Annotated in this window: 23 protein-coding genes and 1 riboswitch; of the genes, 9 read left to right on the top strand and 14 right to left on the bottom strand. The window is 47.7% G+C overall.

Annotated elements, in window-relative coordinates:
• Window positions 1–4 precede the first annotated feature (4 nt).
• From sspK to POF51_RS09705, 6 genes are all read left to right on the top strand, one after another.
• Window positions 5–136, top strand: coding sequence for a small acid-soluble spore protein K (gene sspK / locus POF51_RS09680; RefSeq protein WP_007724732.1), 132 nt, complete (start codon window positions 5–7; stop codon window positions 134–136).
• 371 nt (window positions 137–507) lie between these two features.
• Complete coding sequence (locus tag POF51_RS09685) at window positions 508–687, top strand: hypothetical protein (RefSeq protein ID WP_007724734.1); 180 nt, start codon at window positions 508–510, stop codon at window positions 685–687.
• 424 nt (window positions 688–1111) lie between these two features.
• Window positions 1112–1468 carry a DUF3905 domain-containing protein gene (locus tag POF51_RS09690; RefSeq protein ID WP_069847490.1) on the top strand — a complete coding sequence of 119 codons (357 nt, stop codon included), beginning with the start codon at window positions 1112–1114 and terminating at the stop codon, window positions 1466–1468.
• Window positions 1469–1609: 141 nt separating this feature from the next.
• Window positions 1610–1906 (top strand): (Fe-S)-binding protein, encoded by a 297-nt coding sequence (locus POF51_RS09695; protein WP_017250000.1) that lies wholly within the window; start codon window positions 1610–1612, stop codon window positions 1904–1906.
• 73 nt (window positions 1907–1979) lie between these two features.
• The gene (locus POF51_RS09700) at window positions 1980–3092 is read left to right on the top strand and encodes a site-2 protease family protein (RefSeq protein ID WP_271755306.1); all 1113 of its coding nucleotides are present in this window, start codon (window positions 1980–1982) and stop codon (window positions 3090–3092) included.
• Window positions 3093–3308: 216 nt separating this feature from the next.
• Window positions 3309–4646, top strand: coding sequence for a hemolysin family protein (locus POF51_RS09705; protein ID WP_017249998.1), 1338 nt, complete (start codon window positions 3309–3311; stop codon window positions 4644–4646).
• 97 nt (window positions 4647–4743) lie between these two features.
• Here POF51_RS09705 and POF51_RS09710 read toward each other — a convergent pair whose 3' ends face one another.
• The 3 genes from POF51_RS09710 to POF51_RS09720 all read right to left on the bottom strand — a co-directional run bounded on the left by POF51_RS09710 (window position 4744) and on the right by POF51_RS09720 (window position 6517).
• Window positions 4744–5721, bottom strand: a complete 978-nt coding sequence (locus POF51_RS09710) for a cation diffusion facilitator family transporter (RefSeq protein ID WP_069846890.1) — start codon at window positions 5719–5721, stop codon at window positions 4744–4746.
• A 131-nt stretch (window positions 5722–5852) separates the two neighbouring features.
• Entirely contained in the window at window positions 5853–6167 is a 315-nt protein-coding gene (locus POF51_RS09715) for a DMT family transporter (RefSeq protein ID WP_017249996.1), read from the bottom strand.
• Window positions 6164–6517, bottom strand: a complete 354-nt coding sequence (locus POF51_RS09720) for a DMT family transporter (RefSeq protein WP_069846893.1) — start codon at window positions 6515–6517, stop codon at window positions 6164–6166. Before POF51_RS09720 ends, POF51_RS09715 begins: the two co-directional genes overlap by 4 nt.
• 143 nt (window positions 6518–6660) lie before the next feature.
• Window positions 6661–6764: riboswitch (guanidine-I (ykkC/yxkD leader) on the bottom strand.
• A 147-nt stretch (window positions 6765–6911) separates the two neighbouring features.
• On the opposite strand from POF51_RS09720, the gene POF51_RS09725 reads away from it, so the two are divergent.
• The gene (locus tag POF51_RS09725) at window positions 6912–7382 is read left to right on the top strand and encodes a low molecular weight protein-tyrosine-phosphatase (RefSeq protein ID WP_069846895.1); all 471 of its coding nucleotides are present in this window, start codon (window positions 6912–6914) and stop codon (window positions 7380–7382) included.
• Between the two features lie 26 nt (window positions 7383–7408).
• Here the strand turns inward: POF51_RS09725 and POF51_RS09730 are convergent, their stop codons facing one another.
• A complete protein-coding gene (locus POF51_RS09730) occupies window positions 7409–8227 on the bottom strand; it encodes an alpha/beta hydrolase family protein (RefSeq protein ID WP_271755307.1) in 819 nt (272 codons plus the stop codon).
• Window positions 8228–8430: 203 nt separating this feature from the next.
• Here POF51_RS09730 and POF51_RS09735 point away from each other — a divergent pair, with 203 nt between their 5' ends.
• Window positions 8431–8823 (top strand): winged helix-turn-helix transcriptional regulator, encoded by a 393-nt coding sequence (locus POF51_RS09735; RefSeq protein ID WP_271755308.1) that lies wholly within the window; start codon window positions 8431–8433, stop codon window positions 8821–8823.
• Between the two features lie 562 nt (window positions 8824–9385).
• Here POF51_RS09735 and motB read toward each other — a convergent pair.
• The 10 genes from motB to POF51_RS09780 all read right to left on the bottom strand — a co-directional run bounded on the left by motB (window position 9386) and on the right by POF51_RS09780 (window position 18340).
• A complete protein-coding gene (gene motB / locus POF51_RS09740) occupies window positions 9386–10195 on the bottom strand; it encodes a flagellar motor protein MotB (protein WP_017249990.1) in 810 nt (269 codons plus the stop codon).
• A complete protein-coding gene (gene motA, locus POF51_RS09745) occupies window positions 10188–11003 on the bottom strand; it encodes a flagellar motor stator protein MotA (protein ID WP_017249989.1) in 816 nt (271 codons plus the stop codon). The genes motB and motA overlap by 8 nt, the downstream gene beginning before the upstream one ends.
• A 91-nt stretch (window positions 11004–11094) precedes the next feature.
• Window positions 11095–11826: a ZIP family metal transporter gene (locus POF51_RS09750; protein WP_017249988.1), complete on the bottom strand. Its 732-nt coding sequence runs from the start codon at window positions 11824–11826 to the stop codon at window positions 11095–11097.
• A gap of 125 nt (window positions 11827–11951) precedes the next feature.
• Complete coding sequence (gene def / locus POF51_RS09755) at window positions 11952–12467, bottom strand: peptide deformylase (RefSeq protein ID WP_017249987.1); 516 nt, start codon at window positions 12465–12467, stop codon at window positions 11952–11954.
• 4 nt (window positions 12468–12471) lie between these two features.
• Window positions 12472–12714 (bottom strand): helix-turn-helix domain-containing protein, encoded by a 243-nt coding sequence (locus tag POF51_RS09760; protein WP_007722000.1) that lies wholly within the window; start codon window positions 12712–12714, stop codon window positions 12472–12474.
• A gap of 111 nt (window positions 12715–12825) precedes the next feature.
• Window positions 12826–13428: a flavin reductase family protein gene (locus POF51_RS09765; protein WP_069846903.1), complete on the bottom strand. Its 603-nt coding sequence runs from the start codon at window positions 13426–13428 to the stop codon at window positions 12826–12828.
• Window positions 13429–13531: 103 nt separating this feature from the next.
• Complete coding sequence (locus POF51_RS09770; protein WP_069847492.1) at window positions 13532–14113, bottom strand: ankyrin repeat domain-containing protein; 582 nt, start codon at window positions 14111–14113, stop codon at window positions 13532–13534.
• A gap of 17 nt (window positions 14114–14130) precedes the next feature.
• A complete protein-coding gene (locus POF51_RS32105; RefSeq protein WP_334312662.1) occupies window positions 14131–14307 on the bottom strand; it encodes a hypothetical protein in 177 nt (58 codons plus the stop codon).
• A 93-nt stretch (window positions 14308–14400) separates the two neighbouring features.
• Window positions 14401–16419, bottom strand: coding sequence for a hypothetical protein (locus tag POF51_RS09775; protein ID WP_271755309.1), 2019 nt, complete (start codon window positions 16417–16419; stop codon window positions 14401–14403).
• A gap of 193 nt (window positions 16420–16612) precedes the next feature.
• Window positions 16613–18340, bottom strand: coding sequence for a methyl-accepting chemotaxis protein (locus tag POF51_RS09780; RefSeq protein WP_069846907.1), 1728 nt, complete (start codon window positions 18338–18340; stop codon window positions 16613–16615).
• 177 nt (window positions 18341–18517) lie between these two features.
• Between POF51_RS09780 and solA the strand changes: the two genes are divergently transcribed.
• On the top strand, window positions 18518–19651 hold the full coding sequence (gene solA, locus POF51_RS09785; RefSeq protein WP_069846909.1) for an N-methyl-L-tryptophan oxidase: 1134 nt from the start codon (window positions 18518–18520) through the stop codon (window positions 19649–19651).
• Window positions 19652–19692: the final 41 nt, after the last annotated feature.

A 19692-nucleotide genomic window follows, 5' to 3' on the forward strand; every position in this document is an offset into this window, starting at 1 on the left:
TCACATGGTTCGCAACAAAGAAAAAGATTTTGGAAAAACTGCTGAAATCCGAGGACCCAAAGCCCAATCCGAGGCTGTCCGCTCTGACGGCTCCATTAATAGTGAACCACAAGAAAGGCTAAAAGAAAACCGCTAACAAAAAAACCGCCGGGCAGCCATTATGCTCGGCGATTTTTATTCTTTCTAAAGTTTGATGAGTCTAGGGTGAGTGTAATCTCATGAGAATGAAACTAAATCAATTTGGAAAAGCGGAAACAGTTCATTGGAGAGCTACGCGAAGAAATTATACAGCAGGAGAGAATCATCAAATTAATCGAGTCCTATAAGCCTACAAATTGAGGATTCGGGCGTTTGTTTGCATAATATTGTGACAGACGAAGATGAGGGTTTGCCACTCACTGGCTGGCTGCGTTACTGTATACAAAAAGCCGATTGCAAAAACAATCGGCTGAGAGAAACTCTGCGCGTGTCGTGAAGACTAAAAACTCATAGGTGGTGGATTGTACCATGACACAAGTAATTGTAGTTCTGATTATATTTACTTTTGTTGCCCTGATTGCCCGAATTGTATTCCGATCAATCAAGGAGAAAAGACTTCCAAATCCGCCTAACTATACCCCTTACGATGATGTAATGTCTGGAAAAGTACGCTCGGATGAAACCCGTGAAACAAATAAGGAAAACTAGACGGGTGCCACTTCATTTATTCAATCGATTTTAGATCGATTGAATATGACTTTGTTAATGTTTTTACAAATTCTTCCCAAGCTTCGTTTCTCTTAGCCTGATCCTCAATGCCTTCTAAAACCTCACTACGGAGCTTACTGATCGTGTTTTGCTTCATGTATCCTTTAACGACATAGTCAGTCCAATATTCCTCTTCAGAGATTCCCAGACCTTGAATCAGATCATCAGTTCAGGCTAAACAAGGTATACAGAAGCTGATGAGCTGCATCTCTCACGGGAATGATCACACTCGTTACCATCAGATCTTCCCCCTTTTTTAGCATATGCAGCTGGGTCTCATTTGGGCTGAGCGCGATCTCCCCTCCAAAACCGAATAAGGGGTTAGTGACTGATGCATGCTATGGGAAAAAAGGAGGTCCAGATGATGGATAACGATAAGCAAAAGAACGACAAGACGAAGGATATTTCCCTCGATGGGACGCTGCCGCACCAAATCAGTGCTCCTGACTTCAAAAACTCGTCCCGTACGATTCAAAAGCCATTCGTCAATGAGTTCGGAGTCGTCATCGGTGACAGCTTGTACGAGTCCCAGGAATCTCCCTTACACAACTGGAGCACGGAAACCGATCCCTCCATCATGGCAGGGGACCAGTGGGTACATCCGACCAACGACATTGGCTGGAACTCGATAGAAAATCGTGAGCTTCTTGAGGATCAAGAAGAACAAGATGGAGCGCGTTTTATGCACCCGACCTTTGATGTGAGCAAAGGCAAGGACTAATGCCAGCTTTTTCATGCAGCCCGTTCGGCAGAAGCACTTCTGACCGGACGGGTGTTTTTGGATTGCGCTTGACCTGGAGCCTCGGGACACTACTCTGACTTGTGTTACAATGGAAGACAAGTAGCAGAAAGGAGCTAGTCCATGAGTATCACACTTGCAATAGAGCCAGCGTTTTCCCTTGCCTATCAACGTTATGCCGGCTTTGTACCGGGGGATACGCTTCGATTGTATGTACGAACAAGCGGCCCAGGGACCGGTGGTATGTTTTATGCGATTGAAAAAGATGAGGTCCTCACCGATGATGCTGTATTTGAAGTAGAGGGGTTGCGATTTGTCATTCGTCCAACGGATTTCTGGTATTTCGACGGGGGACATCTGAGCTACAATCCGCTCTATGGCGAGTACGGCTTTCACTTCACCAACACTCGTCTGGATTAGCACTAGACAGAAACTTCTTTTGGCTTGATTCGTAAGAAGGAATATCTGCCTATATCTTCTGGGAGGAAAAACGATGAAAAAAAGCCGTTCAGTCCTTTTGGCGATCGGTGCTTTCTTACTTGCCAATTTAAAATGGATACTTAGCATACTGAAGTTTTCAAAATTCGGGACCACCATTATATCCATGGGGATTACTTTGTGGGCGTATGCCGTTTTTTACGGATGGAAATTCGCCGTGGCTCTCGTCTATCTGATCTTCGTCCACGAAATGGGGCATGTGATTGCTGCCAAACGAAAAGGAATCGCGACCTCACCCGCTGTCTTTATTCCTTTTGCCGGAGCCTTCATCGCCATGAAAGACATGCCGCGTGATGCAAAAACCGAGGCATACTTAGCCTACGGCGGACCCTTGGCAGGAATGATTGCTTTCTTGCCTGCCCTTCCGTTGTATTGGTATACGCAGGACCCTTTCTGGGGGTTGGTTATCTACTTGGGTGCCATGCTTAATTTATTTAACCTACTGCCCATCTCCCCGCTAGATGGGGGCCGCATCGTTTCGGTATTGTCGACGAAAATTTGGTTTATCGGGTTAGTCGGTCTGGGCGTTATGCTGTTCGCCAACCCAGGACCGATTACCGTGTTTATTTTCATCATCGGCTTGATCACGTGGTACAACCGCCTACGTGGCGGCTATCAACAAAAGCTCCTGAAATATGAGCGCGAAAGAATTGCAGACTTCCAGCAAAGCATAGCTAAATGGCCCGCGTTGGAATCGACATGGGATATCCGCACGCAAATGAATGCCGAGGTAAATGCAATCAATCAGGAAGATTTGAAGAAATTTTATGTTCCGTTTTTGCAGGACAAACAACGCCTTCAGCGTGACTTCAAGCGACTCGATAAAGTGTATGTGAACAGAAAATGGGAACTGTTCAGACTGTGGGAACGAGAGCCTGTTTTGTTTTACGATTCGGACCCGAACCGACCGATCCCATCGGATGCGCTTCGGGATGGGGAACGTGCGGCACAAGAGAGATTAGCCGAACTGGATGAGCAAATGCACCAGCTCACTACGTATTACGATGCACCTGCCTCTACGAAGTGGAAAGTGTTAGTTGCCTATCTCGGCCTAGCTGCTGTACTGTCAGCGTTTTTCGTCTACGCCCAACAAATTCTGCACAGGTAACCGCTTGCACTTTGCGTTGCGTGACAGAAATGGATGCCTATCTGCGGCCTTCTCCGAGCGCAAAAACGTGCGCTACGGTTATCTGAGGGTCGCTCTTCCCGACCAAAAGGGCAGAAACGCCCCCTACGGTGGTATATCGCTTTTGTGCGTTCCACCCAATCAGAGTAAAATAGAAAATAGTACTTTCATAAAATTCCAGAGAGGATGACTTTTTACTTGGACACCGTCCCGATAGTGCTCAACCTACTGCTTGTTATATTTCTTGTTTTTCTTAACGGCTTTTTCGTAGCCGCAGAGTTCTCACTCGTGAAGGTGCGGCAAACGCGCCTGACACAGATGGTGAATGAGGGTAACAGACGTGCAGTCTATGCCCAAAAAGTAACGCATAAGCTAGACGCCTACCTATCTGCCTGCCAGGTCGGGATTACTCTCGCCTCGCTGGGACTGGGTTGGGTCGGGGAACCGGCCATTGCCCATATGATTGTGGAGCCTTTGCTTGGATCTTCAGGATTGCCTGAATATGCAATCTCCGCGATTTCTTTTGGTGTAGCCTTTGCGATTATTACGTTCCTCCACATTGTCTTGGGTGAGTTGGCTCCGAAATCATTGGCCATTCAAAAAGCAGAAATGACCTCGTTGTGGGTTGCCGCGCCATTGATGTTTTTCTATAAATTGCTTTACCCGGCTATCTGGTTCTTGAACGGAACAGCCAACGCTCTCATGAGACGACTCGGACTCGAAGCCATCTCGGAACATGAAGCGGCACATACCGAAGAAGAAATTCGCCTGTTGGTCAACCAAAGTCACCAAAGTGGCCATATCGACCAAACCGAATTGGCTCTTGTGGAACAAGTTTTTGACTTCTCCGAAACCGTTGCTCGGGAAACCATGATCCCGCGCATTGATATGGTTTGCTTATATACGACGAATACCTTTGAAGAAAACCTGGAGATTATCCGCTCGCAACGCCACACGCGTTTTCCAGTTGCAGCTGAAGACAAGGACAACATCATCGGTTTTGTCCATGCGACAGACTTCTACCTTTCTGCGTTACAAGACGGAAGCGTGGAGCTGGATTCGTTGCTCCGCCCTGTCCTGACCGTACCGGAAACCATGGAAATCAGCACGGTATTGCGTCTGATGCAGAAAAACCGTTCACAGCTCGCGATTGTCATCGACGAATACGGCGGAACAGCCGGTCTCGTGACGATGGAGGATATTCTGGAAGAAATCGTTGGGGATATCCAAGACGAGTTTGACGAGGAAAGACCAGAGATTGAGAAGCTGGACAATGGCCTCTCCGTATCCGGTATGCTCGTGTTGGCTGACCTGAATGACCATCTTCCGTTCGAACTCGAATCCGAAGATGTAGACACAATCGGCGGTTGGTTGTACAGCCAGCTCGAAGAAGACATCGCTGTTGGCGCGATAGTAGAATGGGAAAACCACCTGTTCACCGTCAAGCAGATGGATCATCACCGTGTCACACGCGTCCTGATTACGCGTTTGGAAAAAGATGAATCGGAGCAACAAGAACTGTTGACCGTCTCCTAATCATCACACCTCAGTACAAACTAAAGCCCCACACCTGCTTACTTGGCTGGTGCGGGGCTTTTTTATTTCGCAGGTGAGTTTCGTCGTTCTCGTTCGTCTACGTGGTCTCCTGGCCCGTGAGTGGCTTCCAGTCGTCCACGCCGTTGTCCTCCAAAATTCCCATCGTCACATCGCTAATATCCGGGTCGGTGAGCAAGCTGTCGCGAATGCGGTATTTAATATCGTCTGCCACAGCAAGACTCAGTCCTGTCCGCAACTCTACATAGCACTCCACATGGTAAAAACGCCCTTCCTGTACAATCCGCATCCGGTTGATATCCGTCACATCCGGGTCAGCAAAAATGACTTTGGCTACCCGATCCTCGATTTCTTTGGGAGCTGCAATACCAATCAAACCGACCATGTTGTCGTACCCTACCTTGAATGCCACACCCACCATGAGAATCCCGATCAGAATGGTGGCAATCCCGTCCAGCAAGGCAAAGGAAGTAAATGTAGTGACGATAACGGCAATCAGCGCCAATAACGCACCGAGGGTTGCCACGATGTCTTCGTAAAAGACAAGTCGTGTCGGTGGAGCCGCACGTCCTACATTCCGAAAGGCTGCCGGGATGACAGCAAAGCCTTTCGCTTCCACCCTAGCTTCATGAACGATTTCAAACATCACTTTTACCAGCACGTATCCATCCACGATGACTGCCAGAGACAAAATGATGAAATTCAACCAAAAATGGCTGGATTCTGCTGGCTCGGAAATGAGATGGAAGCCTTTGATAATGGTTTCGTAGGCCATGATGGTTACGACGATCACCGCGACCATACAGAAAATGTTAATGACACGACCAAAGCCTGTAGGGAACCTCGGTGTCGGTTTTTTCTCTGCGAGTACGCTGCCAAAGAAAACGAAGAACTGGTTGACCGCATCGGCTACCGAATGCATCGCCGACGCAAACATGGCTCCACTCCCACTATAGACAGCCGCAAAGCCTTTTGCGATAGCAAGCCCCGTGTTCCCCAAAGCCGCTGTCGCCGAGGACATATTTCCCTTTTTTAGCGTTGCCCAAAAAGAGCCCATGGTGTTGCCATTCCCTCCTTGAACGAGACGATTTCCTTTACTATTCCCTATTCGTAAGGAGTGTTTCTAATGAGAAAAAGAAAAGACAGACATCCGAAGTGGATTATCTGCCTTTCCTTGTTACCGCTACCTTATGCTACTAATTTCAATCCTGCTACTGCTATAATCACCACAGCGATGCACAAGATCCGCAGCTTGTCTTTTGCTTCTCCATAAAACATCATCCCGACAAGAGCGCTACCTACCGTACCAATCCCTGTCCAAACCGCATAGGCCGTTCCCATAGGGATTTCTCTCATTGCAAGAGACAGAAGAAGAAAGCTGATCGAAAAACCGCCGATTAGTACCGTAAAAGAACGGAAAGAAGGCTTCGTGTTGACCTGTGTAATCCCCATCACGCCTACGACCTCAAACAACCCTGCAAAAATTAAGGCTACCCATGTCATGCCACTTCACCTTCCTTTTGCGGCTTTTCTTCATGATCCGGTGTAACCAGCTTCAAACCAAGGATTCCCCCCAGAAGAAGCGCGATCAAGCCTACTTTTGTCCAGCTGAACGGTTCTCCAAACAGGACCATTTCGCTAATAACCGTACCGGCCGTACCCAAACCGACGAAGATCGCATAAACCGTACTCGTCGGCAGCTTTTTCCCTGAATAGATCAAAACACCAAAGCTGATAATAATCGCTAAGACGGTCAATGCCCACGACCAAAAGCTATCGGCGTGCTTCAAGCCCGCTACCCACATGACTTCAAATACTGCTGCGACGACAACCATCAACCAATATTTCCCCATGCTCTGGCTCCCTCCTCTTTCTTTTACGCTCATGGTAACGGACGTATCCGTTTTTATCGTTCCCCAAAATACATACTCATCCAAGATGGCTCAGGCTTTTTCCGAATGCAAAAAAAGCCTCGGGTGAATACCATCACAGATATTCCTCCCGGGCTTTTATCCCTCCGTGTACACGACCGTGGTCGTGGGTTTTCTCTCGGTCCTGACCGGCCAGATGACTGACCGCGGAACCCTAGAAAACTCAGTACATATGCAGTTCTTTTCTTGGGGTAACTGTCCTTATCATATCAAAAAACGCCGCGTTTGGCAATGAACGTGCGACACTTCGTCAAAGGACCACCTTATGGTATTCTACAAAGAGAAGCATGATACAAGGGAAGAGAGGAACGTACGTATGACGAAAGTGTTGTTTGTTTGTCTGGGCAATATTTGTCGCTCGCCCATGGCCGAAGCCGTATTTCGACATCTCGTAGAGGCGGAGGGATTGGCAGGGGAAATCTCCATCGATTCAGCGGGGATCGGTGGTTGGCACGCTGGGGAACCTCCACACAAAGGTACACAAAAGGTGTTGACCGAGAATGGGATTGCGCATGATACACTGCGTGCTCGCCAAATTATCACACAGGACTTCTCGGCGTACGACTATATCGTCTGCATGGATGAGGAAAATTTGTCCGCACTCAAGCAGATGGCGCCGTCAGGGAAAAAGGTGGACCGCCTGCTCGACTTTGCCGATTCTGCCCAGGAACAAAATGTGGAGGACCCTTATTATACGGGGCGATTCACCTATGTGTATGACTTGGTGAATGCGGGTTGCCGAGGGCTGCTGAACGAAATCAAAGCCAATATCGCAAAAAAGGGATAGCCCGTCATCTGGGCCATCCCTTTTTCTTATACGGCAACCGTCTCCTTCTCCTGCAATCTTGCCAACCAGCTCTTCGTACTCGCAATCAAGCGTTTGTAGCTGTCCCCAGATGAAAAGGTATGGTCTCCGCCGACTACTACTTCTGTTTCGCAGCTCCCCCGTCTCCGAAGGTGTAGCTCTCGTTCATAGTGGAACATGGCATCCACCGCAATGACGTCATCCCGATTACCGTGCAGGATTAACACATCTCCCTCAAACTGCTTGGCTTGACGCAGCGGAAGAGCCGTGCCTAGTGACTGGAAAAAGCGCTTCTCCAATCCGTAGCCCAAATGATCCGTTTTGCCATATGAAAGTGCTTCCTTGTATTCCTTCTCCCCCACGATCCGAACGATATCATCGAAGGGTCGCGCTACCGGTGCCCATAGGATGAGCGAGTGTATGCGTTTATCCTGGCTCGCTGTCAGTACACTGACTGCACCACCCAAACTATGCCCTAACAGGCACACGTGCTCCTGATCTACCTGTTCCAGCGTGAAAACATGGTCGAGGACATCACGTGTTTGCGCAAGCAGGACATCCAAACCACCTGCACCATAAACGCCGTCACTTTCCCCGCAGCCTCCGTAATCGAAGCGCAATACGCCAAAACCGTGTGAAGCCAGTTCTCTGGCAGCTTTTACAAACAAGCGGTTCACTCCAATCCGACTGCCGATAAAGCCATGGCAAATGACAACCAACGGGTATTTCACTCTGGTCTTGCCTGTGGTGCATGTAGGTTCATGCAGGGTAGCCGTCAACGAAATCGTTTCGCTAGGTATTTGCAAAATCCGTTCCAAAGAACTCACCTCTTTTATTTTTAGTATTCCGAGTTGTTTACTTAGTTATTATGCTTATTATCTTCATTTTCATGAACGCTGTCAAGATGAACCAGAAAACTCAATGAAAAATCATCCCACACCGTTTATGATGGAAGGGAGCGAGGCGCAACATAAGAATGCTTGCTTTGCTGGAGCTGTTGCATCGAAGATAGAATTGTGAGGAGAAAACTATGTCCGACTTGCGAAAAGAAACTTTGGAAAAAATAAAAAACGGTGATTTCACCTGTTCCAAGGAGCTGACCTTGTCTATGTTCAGCGGAAAATGGAAAGTCGTGATCCTGTGGCATTTAGGGGTAGAAGGCCCGCATCGCTTTAGCGAGCTGCAACGGCTGTTTCCAAAAATCACACATAAAATGCTCACGAATCAGTTAAAAGAGTTAATCGAAGACGGGATTGTTCACCGGGAAGTATACCCTGAGGTTCCACCGCGCGTGGAGTATTCTATGACGGAGCTGGGGATGACTTTGTTGCCCATTGTGGAAATGATGTATGAGTGGGGCGAAATGCGGATGGGGCAATTGAAGCTGGCGTTGGGGGAAAACAAAGAATCAAGTTCTGTCTAGCTGTTGTGGTGGGGAGGAAACAGGAGAAAACGCTCAGATTCTTGGAACACCTGCAGGGAAGCTGGGGGTGCCCGGCTCCGTGAAAAAAAGAGAAACCGCGTCCAAAGTCGACTGTTCAGGAGGCTTATCAGAGGTGGACGCTAAAGGCAGTTTCTCTTTTTTTCACTGCGCCTCGGTTGGTGTGTCCAAAGATCTTCGCTTATTTCTCCTGTTTCCTCTACGAACTGTTGTGATTCCACCTTCTTTTTATAGACAACATGAATGCTACTTTCAAGATGAATACAATAGCCATGTGGGAAGAAGCACATTTCCAGTCCTAGCGCCTCTGGAGCCCGACCAAGCTCCGAAATGAATGGCGGAGGTTTTCAGCTTCAACCTCTGCGAATACATCCTCGAAACTCTACTTTTGAAGCGCTCCCGACATTCATTTCGGAGCGGACAGTCCCTACCCTCAGTAGGGCGTAGGCCGAAGCGTAGACTGGAAATGGGCTTCTTCCCCTCCACTACAGCTACTATTAACAAAGAAAAAGGATAGCACCCAAGGCGCCATCCTTTTTCTTTGTTACGGATTCACACTATTTTTCGGAGGAGAAGCCAGATCACGCAGGATCGCTACCTCTACCCGTCTGTTTTTCGCTCTGCCTTCTGCCGTTGTATTCGGCGCTACCGGATGGTATTCTCCCAAGCCTGTTGCGCTGAACTTCGTCGGGTCTAGGTTCTTGTTTTCCAGAAGCACCTTCAAGAAGTTCACCGAACGTTTGGCACTGAGATCCCAGTTGGATGGGAACTCTGCACGGCGAATCGGCACATTGTCCGTATGACCAGTTACAGTCACTTTTTTCGGGTGAGGCACCAGCATCGCTGCCATTTCAGAGGCAAGCTTTCTCGCTTCCGGTTTCAGATCAGCTTTACCAGAGTCAAACAACGCATTGTCCAAAATGGTGATCAGCAGTCCTTCTTCGGTCAGCTTGGTTTGGAGCTTGTCCTGCAGCTTGTTTTGCTGAATGTATCCGTCCAGCTTTGTCTGCAGCTTTTTCAAGTCCTCTGTTTCTTTGCGGACCGCTTCTTCCAGACGCTTCTCTTCTTCTGTCTTCTGTTTTTCTGCTTCCTGTGCGCCTTTGTGCAAGGTCTGCTGCTGAAGTTCCGGGTCTAGCGGAACCGGACTCGGGTAGTTCATGACACCCACACCGCCGTTGATTGCAACATTGAAGGACCGAACCATTTGGTCGAACTTCTTCGCATCCATCTCGCTAGAGGCGAACAACACGATAAACAAAGCGAGCAGAAGGGTGAGCAAGTCCGCGTATGGAATTAGCCAAGACTCGTCCATATGCTCTTCATGATGAGCATGTCTCTTTGGTCGCTTAGCCATTTACCGCAGCTCCTTCCTCCCTCTTCTCTTCCTTCATTTCTTCTTTCATTTCTGCACGCTCTTGGTATGGGATGTATACCAGCAGCTTTTGTTCAATCGCAGTCGGAGATACACCCGCTTGAATGGAAAGCAATCCTTCGACCATGATTTTTTTGATTTCGATTTCTGCCTTTGATTTCCGTTTGAGCTTGGTTGCGAACGGGTGCCATAATACGTAACCCGTGAAAATACCGAGCAAGGTAGCTACGAACGCCGCCGCAATCGATATACCCAATGCATCAATGTCACTCAAGTTACCCAAGGCGGCAATCAGACCGACAACGGCACCCAATACCCCGAGAGTCGGAGCGTAGCTTCCCGCTTGGCTAAAGACGAGTGCCCCTGCCTGATGGCGCTCTTCAATGGCGTGAATTTCTTCATTCAGAACATCGCGAACAAAATCCGGTTCCCCACCATCAATGATCATCTTCATGCCGTTACGTAGAAATGGATCTTCAATCTCATCAGAAGTGTTTTCCAGTGCAAGCAATCCTTCGCGACGAGCGATGGAAGCCCAGTTCATAAACTGACCGATCAATTCTTTTTTTTCAGGGAGCTTTTCTTCTTTAAAAATTATCTTGAAAAGAGCAGGAATACGTTTGATTTCCGACATAGGAAATGCGTTACAGATAGCAGCAACCGTACCTACGATGATGATCATAAACGCTGCTGGATTCAGTAATGCCATCGGACTCGCATGCTTCAAGATCATTCCGACCACTACTGCGATAATACCTAAAACTATACCTATCAAGGTAGACTTTTCCATCGTGACACTCCCTACTTCCATAATCGAAATCTATCTATATATGGTTTCGGAATTTTTGCTCTCACTTGTGAGGCTTTTTGAAAAAAACCGCTCATCCGAACGACTGAACTAGTCCAATCATGACCAAAAGTCCTAGAATGAACGAAAAAGTCGCGGAACGAGCATGACCATCTCCATGGCTTTCGGGGATGAGCTCCTTGTAAACGATGAATAACATCGCGCCTGCGGCAAAGGAAAGTCCATATGGCACCAGCCCTTGTACCACAGAGGTCAGGTAATAGCCACAGATCCCAGAGACGATTTCGACTGCTCCGGTCATCGTAGCCAAAATAAACGCCTTGAGACGACTAACCCTTTGATTGATCAGGAAGAGAGCGACCAGGAAGCCTTCTGGTGCATTTTGCAGACCGATCGCAAAAGAAATCAGGCCACCCAAGCCCGACTGTTCACTCGAATAACTCACGCCAACGGACAAGCCCTCCGGAATATTGTGCAAGGTAATCGCGGACAAAATCAGCAGCGATTGCGAATCCATCGAAATGTTGATTCTCGTATGCTCCAGATCGATATGCGGGACAATGCTTTCCAACACCGTAAGCAACAATGTTCCAGTAAGCACTCCCAAACAGACGATAATAAATGGCGCGCTATGAAGTGCCTGTGGGATCAGACTGAATGTCGAGGCAGCCACCATAATTCCAGCCGTAAACGCCAGCAATATATCCCGCCATCGATGGGATACCGACTTGAAAAAAAGGATAGGCAAGGCGCCCACTCCAGTAGCCATGGCAGAAAGAAAGCTACCTATCAGTAGTTGTTCCATGTGTGTTCCTCCACGTAATAATGCCGCTCTTCAGATGATACCATTTAGGTTCACGTAAAAAGATATCCGGAACAAACGGCCTTCTACTATTCATATTTCCCGAATGGAGACGGTACGCCTTTTTGTTAGGCCTTTTTTGTTAAGCGGATCACATCCAGCAAATCGATTTTTTGTCTTGTTTTTTCATGATACAGCCATTTTTCCTGAACATGATCCACGAATAAAATTCCGTCTAAATGGTCGATTTCATGCTGCATACAAACAGCAAGGAATCCGTCTGCTGCAAGGATCATTTCCTCGCCTTGTCTGTTCAACGTCTTTACCTTTACATGCTCGGCTCTCTTTACATTGCCATAGTAACCCGGAAAAGATAAGCAAGCTTCCATTCCAATTTGTTCGCCACTTTTTTCTATGATTTCCGGATTAATGAGCTCCATTAATCCATCTCCACAATCCATGACAATCACTCTGCGAAGAATTCCTACTTGAGGTGCGGCAAGGCCAGCACGGCCGTCCGTGGCATATAAGGTTTCAGCCATCTCATCCAGTAGCTTGAATGTTCTTGCATTCAGGTCATCCACTGGCTTGGCTACTTTGCGCAAGATCGGGTCTCCAAAAGGCAAAATCTGTTTCACTGCCATCTTCTTATGCTCCCTTCACTCTATTAGGCGGTGTATATGCCCACAAGTCATTTGGTGTACACTCCAGAGCTGTACAGAGTGCATCAAGTGTCTCGGCTTTCATTTGTTTGGGTTGACTGGTTAGTAAAGCACTGATGGAGGCTGGAGACAGACTATAATTTGCTTTCTCTTTCAACAACCTCGCTAATGCGGCTCCCGTCCAAACTCCTCTTTCTGCCATTACTTTTCGCAACATCCAGACAAGCATCTTTTCACCCCTCGACCTTTAGGTGTTAGCTAACTTTATTAGGCAACACCTAATATACCATATTTTCCTACAGAAATAAAAAAACGCCAAATGCTTGGCGTTTTTGACGTTCTACGTTTCCGATCGATATGTTTTTCCTAACTGATCACTCAGACCAAAATAATGGCGGAAGTTGTAGATCAGCGGATTCCATGCTTGAGGGTTCACGTGATGAGCACTTTGGACAATCTGTTTGTCTGCATGGACGTGACGTACTTCTGTCTCCACAATCGCAAACATGTCGGCATATTCCGGAAAACGGATTGTGCGGACAACTGCTTCGAGTTGAAGCGGGCATTCTCCCACTCGCTTTGGACGAACGATATCAGAGTCAACAGGAGTCAGCTTGGCTGCCTGAAACTTATCTGCTTCATAGCGGAAGCCCAGTTCTTTTTTATAAGCGGGTACGGGATTGCGGCCTGTTAGCGGAGCCAGCGCTTCCACTTGCTGCCACATGGAGGCATCTGGCAAATTGATAACACACTCGGGCCGCTGACGCAAATTTTCCAATCCATGCGAACCAAACCCGAGTCCCAGAATAACATAATTCCCCAACGCCCATGACGATGAAATGGGGCTGATATTCGTTGTTCCATCTTCATTTTCAGTCGTCAACAGGACGACGGGAGTTCCGTAATACAAAATCTTCGGTTGGATGGTCGTATGGCTAGTCATGAACATAGCCTCCTTTGACTAGAATCACTCTTGCTACGACTTATTCTAGTCGAGGATTATTTCCATCGCGCTCGAAGTATGAATGTATGCTTACTTCCGCAAATTAGCGTGCTCCAGCTTTTTGCAGGATTTGTACAATCTCGTCATAGCCACGTTCTTTTGCACGATACAGTGGCGTTTTTCCTTCGCTATCCGGGATGTTCACATCAGCACCGTGGTCGATTAACAGTTGGACCATCTCTTGTTGTTTTTTTCCACCATCATTCAATACGATGGCTTCCATCAATGCTGTCCATCCCGGATTGTTCACATGGTTGACGTCTACATCCGTCCGGGTAAGAAGTTCCTTTGCTACTTCTACATACCCATGTTCTGCCGCTGGAATCAAAGGAGTACCTCCGAAGCGGTTGTAAATCTTCGCATCTGGACCTGCATCGATAACCAGCTTCAAGATTTCTAGGTATCCTTCTGCTCCCGCATACAAAAACGGATTATCTTGCCGGTCGTCCTGAATGTTGATGTCAGCTCCTGCTTCAATGAGGACTTTCACGGTTTCCACATGGTTGCCGTGTGTAGCTGCCATCGCCGCTGTTCTTCCACGATCATCCTGTGCGTTTATCTCAGCCCCTGCTGCCAAGCTAGCCTTGACTTCATCGGTTTTGCCCTCAGCTGCGGCTGCGAGCATTTTATTGTTCCATGCTTTTATTTCCTCTTTAGACAGAGACGGCTTTTTACTTGTTTGGGACTGTTGGGTGTTTGTGTTGATTGCTGCTGTTGTTGCTGTGCTGTCGTGACTGTCGGAGATGTTGTTGTCGGTTCATCCATGCAGCCAGTCAACAGCATGCCGAATGGGATCGCAGTGAGAATGAGTCGATACATATGGTACATTCCTCCTCGGTTCGTCATTGTGATAAAGGTCTAAGCCCGGTTAAACACCGAGCTTAGATTGCCTGTTAGAGGTTTTGTTCGTTGTTACTTTGTCGTGAAGGTAAGACCTGCCCATTGCCCTACAGGCGTAACGGAATACATGGTATTTGGTTCTAGCTTGCCGCCATTCATCATTTCGAAGATTCCGGTAGAGCCTTTGCGTGTTGTTACTTTGTATTGAGCAACCAGCTCAGTCCCATCCGGTGCTGTTAATTTGATTTGGCGGGAAGCAAACAGTTCATCGCGCGGATCACTGTTCAATCTTACTTCCAGCGTAGTTGGGTTTACTTCATTTACGGAGCGAATCGTCAGTGGGTTGATCGCTTTCGCTGTAAACTTGGAATCTTTGATATCAGCCCAATCCGTTGTAACGGTATACTCTACGCCTGGAATCAGTGTCTCACCTGCTGGCAAACGAAATTTTGGTTCCTGACGACCATCTGTCGCTTGTGTAAATGGAACGTACGTCGCAACGATTGGCTCGCCACCTTCTGGCGTGATGTACACTTGTGCCGTTCTCAGCGATGGAATGATTTCATAGTTCTTTCCCCGATATTGATTGTTTTGATCTAACACAAAGTCTAGACCATTGCGCTTGCCGACATAAGACGCAATCACATTTTCATAGTCTGTTACGCCAGCGCGCAGGCTTGATTCAATCTCAATCGTATCGTACGCTACCTGACGTGCTTCAACCATATCAATCAATTCACTGTTCGTTTCAAAAGTACCAGCCATTTCGTCCTTATATGTCAACGTGTACGTCATGTTAGAAGTTTGAGGCGTCGTTGGAACATAGTAAGTAGCTATTGTGCCTGTCTTTAACTGCGGGATATTGCGAATCGTCAAACCGTTATCGAATTGGAAATTTTCCTGTGCTTTTGCCAGTACCAAATCTTCCGCCACGAGTGGAGCGGACAAGGTCACTTCCAATGTGATCGGATTGAGCGACTTCATGCTCTGTACGACTGCATTTTCATCTGGTTGGGCATCTGTTGTAAAGGAGATGTCCCTTGCTGTCGCCCATTCTCCTACTGGTTCAACCTCATAGGTCACATTCGATTCCAGCTCTTTTCCATCCATAATTTCAAACGTTCCCGTTGCCCCATTGCGCGTCGTAAATTTATATTGGGCAACCAGTTCTGTTCCATCTGGAGCTGTCAATGTGATGCGACGAAGTGGGAAAATTTCTTCGCGCGGATCGCGGCGCAGTGTTACGTCGAGTATGGTTTCATTCTTTGCTTTTACAGACTGGATAGTAAGTGGATCAACATCTCTCGCTGTGAAGGTAGCGTCACGGAAATCAGCCCAATCCGAAGAGACTGTGTAAGTTACACCTGGCTCCAATTCTTCTCCCGCTGGTAGGCGGAATTTCGGTTCTTGAACTCCATCTGTATTTTGGGTAAACGGAACGTATGTGGCAACGATCGGCTCACCTTTTCGTGGTGTCAAGGTTACTTGTGTACCGCGCAAGGATGAGATGATTTGGTATTCTCTCCCTCTGTAACGGTTGTCCTCATCCAATTCAAAATCAAGGCCGCCTCGTTTGCCTGCATATGCTTCGATCACATTTCCGTAATCGGTTACGCGGTCACCTAGACGAGACTCGATCTCAATCGTATCATTGGACACTTGACGCGCTTCTCGCATGTTAATTTTTTCATCGCTTGCCTCAAAGGTGCCCATTTCCTCGCCTTTGTAAGTGAAGGTATACGTTGTGCCTTCCTCTTGCGGAGTAGTAGGTACGATGTAGGTAGTTTCGAATCCTGTTTTTCGTTGTGGAACATTTCGAATGGTCAAGTCGTTATCGAATTCGAAGTTTTTTAGCGCGTTGTTTAGTTCGACTTCTGTTGAGCTAAGTGGCTCTGCAAAGGTGATTTCGAGTGTAATCGAGTTCAGAGACTTGATGCTCGTCACCTCGACAGCTTCTCTGTCATCCTGCTTATCATGAGAGGCTGCTCTCGCTACTGTATCCATGTTCAGAACGTTGAAAGGAACCGCTACCCCTGTTCCAAGCATCGACGCGAGTAAAAGTAGTGAGAGGTGCTTTTTCATTTTCTTCATACGATCATCTCCTTGTCTACGATGGGGGATCAACCCTCTGAATCTATCGTAGTCGGAAGAGATAAACTCCTACTAAACCTGTTCTTAATGAACTATTTCCTAAAGATTAACTTTTTCTAAAAAAATGACAGGGGAAAGAAGAAAAAAAACGCCAATCACTTTGGCGTTTTTGCGTTCGTTTATTCGATTATGCCTACACCTTAAATCGGCGAATCATGTGTTGCAGCTCTTCTGCCATATTGGAAAGAGCTGTCGCTGACGAAGCGATTTCCTCCATGGAAGCGAGCTGCTGCTGTGTAGCAGCGGAAACGTTTTGCGTGCCATCAGCAGTCAAATCGGAAACTTCGCTGACCAGCTCCATCGCCTGTACGACCTGTTCGGAATGGGCAGATACTTCCTGGGCGGATGCAGACACGTCGTGAATCTGGTCGGCTACTGTGCCAATCGAGTTCTGAATATGACCGAACGTTTCGCCCGCACGATGAACGACGCGAATTCCTTCTTGTACTTCCCGGGTGCCTGTTTCCATCGATTCGACGGCGACTTTTGTATCTGTCTGAATCGTACTGATCAACTGCGCGATTTTTTGGGCGGACTGTGCCGATTGCTCTGCCAGCTTCCGTACCTCATCTGCTACAACCGCAAATCCACGGCCGTGCTCTCCTGCGCGTGCTGCTTCAATCGCTGCATTGAGGGCGAGCAGATTGGTCTGATCCGCAATGCCTGTAATGACTTCGATGATTTCTCCGATTGCTTGAGAATGATTGCCCAGACCATCTACCACGGATGAGAGCTCACGCATGGAGGTATGGATCGCATTCATTTGTTGAACCGCTGCCTGAATCGACTGGTTCCCTTCTCCTGCCATATTGGCTACTTCGCTCACCAAATTGGATGTTTGCTGTGCGTTGTTTGCGATTTGACGAATTCCTCGTGACATATCATCAATGGATTTCGCCCCATTCTCTACACTCGCTACCTGACGATCAACTCCTGCTGCCACTTCTTGAACAGTAACAGCAATCTGTTCGGTTGCCCGGCTCGTCTGATCTGCGCTTGCCGTCAGTTGCTCTGCCGATGCGGCTACCAGCTCCGATGTCCCACCTACCTGACGAATGACAGAAGTTAAACTGGTCGCCATTTCATTAAACGAATTCGTCAGATCCAAAATCTCGTCACGAGTTTTGACAACCAATGGCTCTGCTCTCAAATCTCCATCAGCGACTTTCTTCATCTCTTCCATCAAACGCTGGATCGGTTGACGGATATTTACGGTCAGCCAGATAGCCAGTGATATACCTGCAATCACTGAGACAACCATGACGATGAGCATATCGCGTTTTACGGATTCGTACATTTCTGCGCTTTCCGTGCCAACTCGTTGGGCTCCTTCGCTGTTATACGTAATCAGTGCATCCAAGTATTTTTTGCGTTCAAGAAACAGTTCACTGCTTTTTTTCTTGATGAGCTCCAGCTCAGCCATGTCTGCATCGCTAGCAGCCTTTCTGATATCCACTCTTTTGCCGATTTCGACGTACTGAGGGTTGAATTCCTCGTATTTTTTCAGTGCCTGCTTCAATCCCTCATAATTTTGGCGGTCCTCTTCACCGACAATCGTTTTTTCATAGCTGGCCAATAGCCCGTCAATATAGGCAAATTGGTCATCCACTGTTTTTACGTACTTGTTCTTGTCATCCATGTTCTCTGTTGTGAGCATGGTTTGAGTAACTCCGTAAATGGTTTCCAGCGTCATGTTGATCTTCAGAATGTCTTCTAATCCCGGGCGCCAGCTTGTATTCATTTCCACCATCTTCTGGTTCATTTCCTGCATCTTTACAATACTTGTTATTCCCGTAAAGATAATGATGACCAGGACAAATGCGAATGCACCGCCCAGTTTTTTTCCGATCGTCCATTTCATTTCGTAAACACCACTTTTCTTAACGTAATGATGATAGCGTAATCTCCTTTTCCCGCCCAACTGATGGAATAAACCTTATTGCGCACAAAAAAATTGATCTTTACACAAAAATTTAAATCCACAATTCAGAAAACTCCTGTAAGATAGATGAAAATAAAGTGGAATGGAGGACGGTTGATGCAAAACTACGACGTCATTATTGTTGGATCAGGATCGATGGGAATGGCAGCTGGCTACTATCTGGCCAAGCAGGGCGTGCGTACACTCATGATCGATGCCTTTGATCCCCCACACACGATGGGCAGTCATCATGGGGATACCCGTATCATTCGTCATGCGTATGGAGAAGGAAAACAGTACGTCCCGCTTGCGTTGCGAGCGCAACAGTTGTGGTCAGAATTGGAACAAGCATCCGGCATGCCGATCTTCGCCAAAACAGGTGTTTTGAACGCAGGACCCTTGCATTGTCCTTTCCTGAATGAAATTCGGGAGAGCGCCGAGCAGTACTCCCTTCCCTTGGAAGTACTTAGTGCCAATGAGGTCATGCAACGCTGGCCAGGAATCAATCTGCCTGCTGATTACTACGGCTGCCTGGAGCCTACTTCAGGTGTGCTTTATTCTGAAAACGGTATTCGTGCCTATCGAGAGCTCGCCCTTGCCACAGGAGCTACACTGTTGACGAACACGCCAGTCACGCAGTTGGAGCCAGCAGGTAATGGGTTCATCGTGCATACGGAATCTGCCAGCTACCACGGGGATAAAGTCCTTCTATCCGCCGGTGCTTGGAATGGTTCTCTCCTTGACTCGTTGGGCTTGTCCATCCCGCTCACCCCTACACGCAAAACGGTCGCCTGGTTTGGTGCAGATGAGAGCCAGTACAGCGCGGATGAATTTCCCGCTTTCATCTTTCGCCTTTATGACTCCATGTTCTACGGATTTCCCAGCTTTGATGGTAGTGGTGTAAAAATCGGACGCCATGACGGAGGACTAGCCATCGATCCTGATAAACTAGAACGTACCTTTGGCACCTATTTGTCGGACGAAGGGGATGTTCGTTCCTTTTTGGAAGCGTATATGCCTGGGGCCGCCGGACCATTGCGACAAGGCAAGGTATGCATCTACACCATGACGCCTGATGAGCATTTCGTCATTGACCGTCATCCTGAACATCCACAGCTTGTATTTGCAGCAGGCTTTTCCGGGCACGGTTTTAAATTCGCCAGTGCGATCGGAGAAGCGACCAGCCAACTGCTGGTAGAGGGAGCATCTTCCCTTGACTTGTCTATGTTTTCTTGGAAGCGATTCTCCTGAACACACACAAATGAGCGAAAAAAGCCTCTCGCCGCATTTTA

Origin of the sequence: Brevibacillus sp. AG (assembly GCF_028369215.1) — a bacterium.
Lineage (GTDB): Bacteria > Bacillota > Bacilli > Brevibacillales > Brevibacillaceae > Brevibacillus > Brevibacillus porteri.

What these genes read in the sequence shown, in the direction of transcription:
- POF51_RS09715 (WP_017249996.1), bottom strand. Translation starts at nt 6,167, where the DNA reads ATGACATGGGTAGCCTTAATTTTTGCAGGGTTGTTTGAGGTCGTAGGC.
- POF51_RS09760 (WP_007722000.1), bottom strand. Translation starts at nt 12,714, where the DNA reads ATGCTTGTCTGGATGTTGCGAAAAGTAATGGCAGAAAGAGGAGTTTGG.
- POF51_RS09735 (WP_271755308.1), top strand. Translation starts at nt 8,431, where the DNA reads ATGTCCGACTTGCGAAAAGAAACTTTGGAAAAAATAAAAAACGGTGAT.
- POF51_RS09775 (WP_271755309.1), bottom strand. Translation starts at nt 16,419, where the DNA reads ATGAAGAAAATGAAAAAGCACCTCTCACTACTTTTACTCGCGTCGATG.
- motA (WP_017249989.1), bottom strand. Translation starts at nt 11,003, where the DNA reads ATGGAAAAGTCTACCTTGATAGGTATAGTTTTAGGTATTATCGCAGTA.
- sspK (WP_007724732.1), top strand. Translation starts at nt 5, where the DNA reads ATGGTTCGCAACAAAGAAAAAGATTTTGGAAAAACTGCTGAAATCCGA.
- POF51_RS32105 (WP_334312662.1), bottom strand. Translation starts at nt 14,307, where the DNA reads ATGTATCGACTCATTCTCACTGCGATCCCATTCGGCATGCTGTTGACT.
- solA (WP_069846909.1), top strand. Translation starts at nt 18,518, where the DNA reads ATGCAAAACTACGACGTCATTATTGTTGGATCAGGATCGATGGGAATG.
- motB (WP_017249990.1), bottom strand. Translation starts at nt 10,195, where the DNA reads ATGGCTAAGCGACCAAAGAGACATGCTCATCATGAAGAGCATATGGAC.
- POF51_RS09765 (WP_069846903.1), bottom strand. Translation starts at nt 13,428, where the DNA reads ATGACTAGCCATACGACCATCCAACCGAAGATTTTGTATTACGGAACT.
- POF51_RS09695 (WP_017250000.1), top strand. Translation starts at nt 1,610, where the DNA reads ATGAGTATCACACTTGCAATAGAGCCAGCGTTTTCCCTTGCCTATCAA.
- POF51_RS09770 (WP_069847492.1), bottom strand. Translation starts at nt 14,113, where the DNA reads ATGCTCGCAGCCGCAGCTGAGGGCAAAACCGATGAAGTCAAGGCTAGC.
- POF51_RS09690 (WP_069847490.1), top strand. Translation starts at nt 1,112, where the DNA reads ATGGATAACGATAAGCAAAAGAACGACAAGACGAAGGATATTTCCCTC.
- POF51_RS09780 (WP_069846907.1), bottom strand. Translation starts at nt 18,340, where the DNA reads ATGAAATGGACGATCGGAAAAAAACTGGGCGGTGCATTCGCATTTGTC.
- POF51_RS09710 (WP_069846890.1), bottom strand. Translation starts at nt 5,721, where the DNA reads ATGGGCTCTTTTTGGGCAACGCTAAAAAAGGGAAATATGTCCTCGGCG.
- POF51_RS09720 (WP_069846893.1), bottom strand. Translation starts at nt 6,517, where the DNA reads ATGGGGAAATATTGGTTGATGGTTGTCGTCGCAGCAGTATTTGAAGTC.
- POF51_RS09725 (WP_069846895.1), top strand. Translation starts at nt 6,912, where the DNA reads ATGACGAAAGTGTTGTTTGTTTGTCTGGGCAATATTTGTCGCTCGCCC.
- POF51_RS09750 (WP_017249988.1), bottom strand. Translation starts at nt 11,826, where the DNA reads ATGGAACAACTACTGATAGGTAGCTTTCTTTCTGCCATGGCTACTGGA.
- def (WP_017249987.1), bottom strand. Translation starts at nt 12,467, where the DNA reads ATGGCAGTGAAACAGATTTTGCCTTTTGGAGACCCGATCTTGCGCAAA.
- POF51_RS09700 (WP_271755306.1), top strand. Translation starts at nt 1,980, where the DNA reads ATGAAAAAAAGCCGTTCAGTCCTTTTGGCGATCGGTGCTTTCTTACTT.
- POF51_RS09685 (WP_007724734.1), top strand. Translation starts at nt 508, where the DNA reads ATGACACAAGTAATTGTAGTTCTGATTATATTTACTTTTGTTGCCCTG.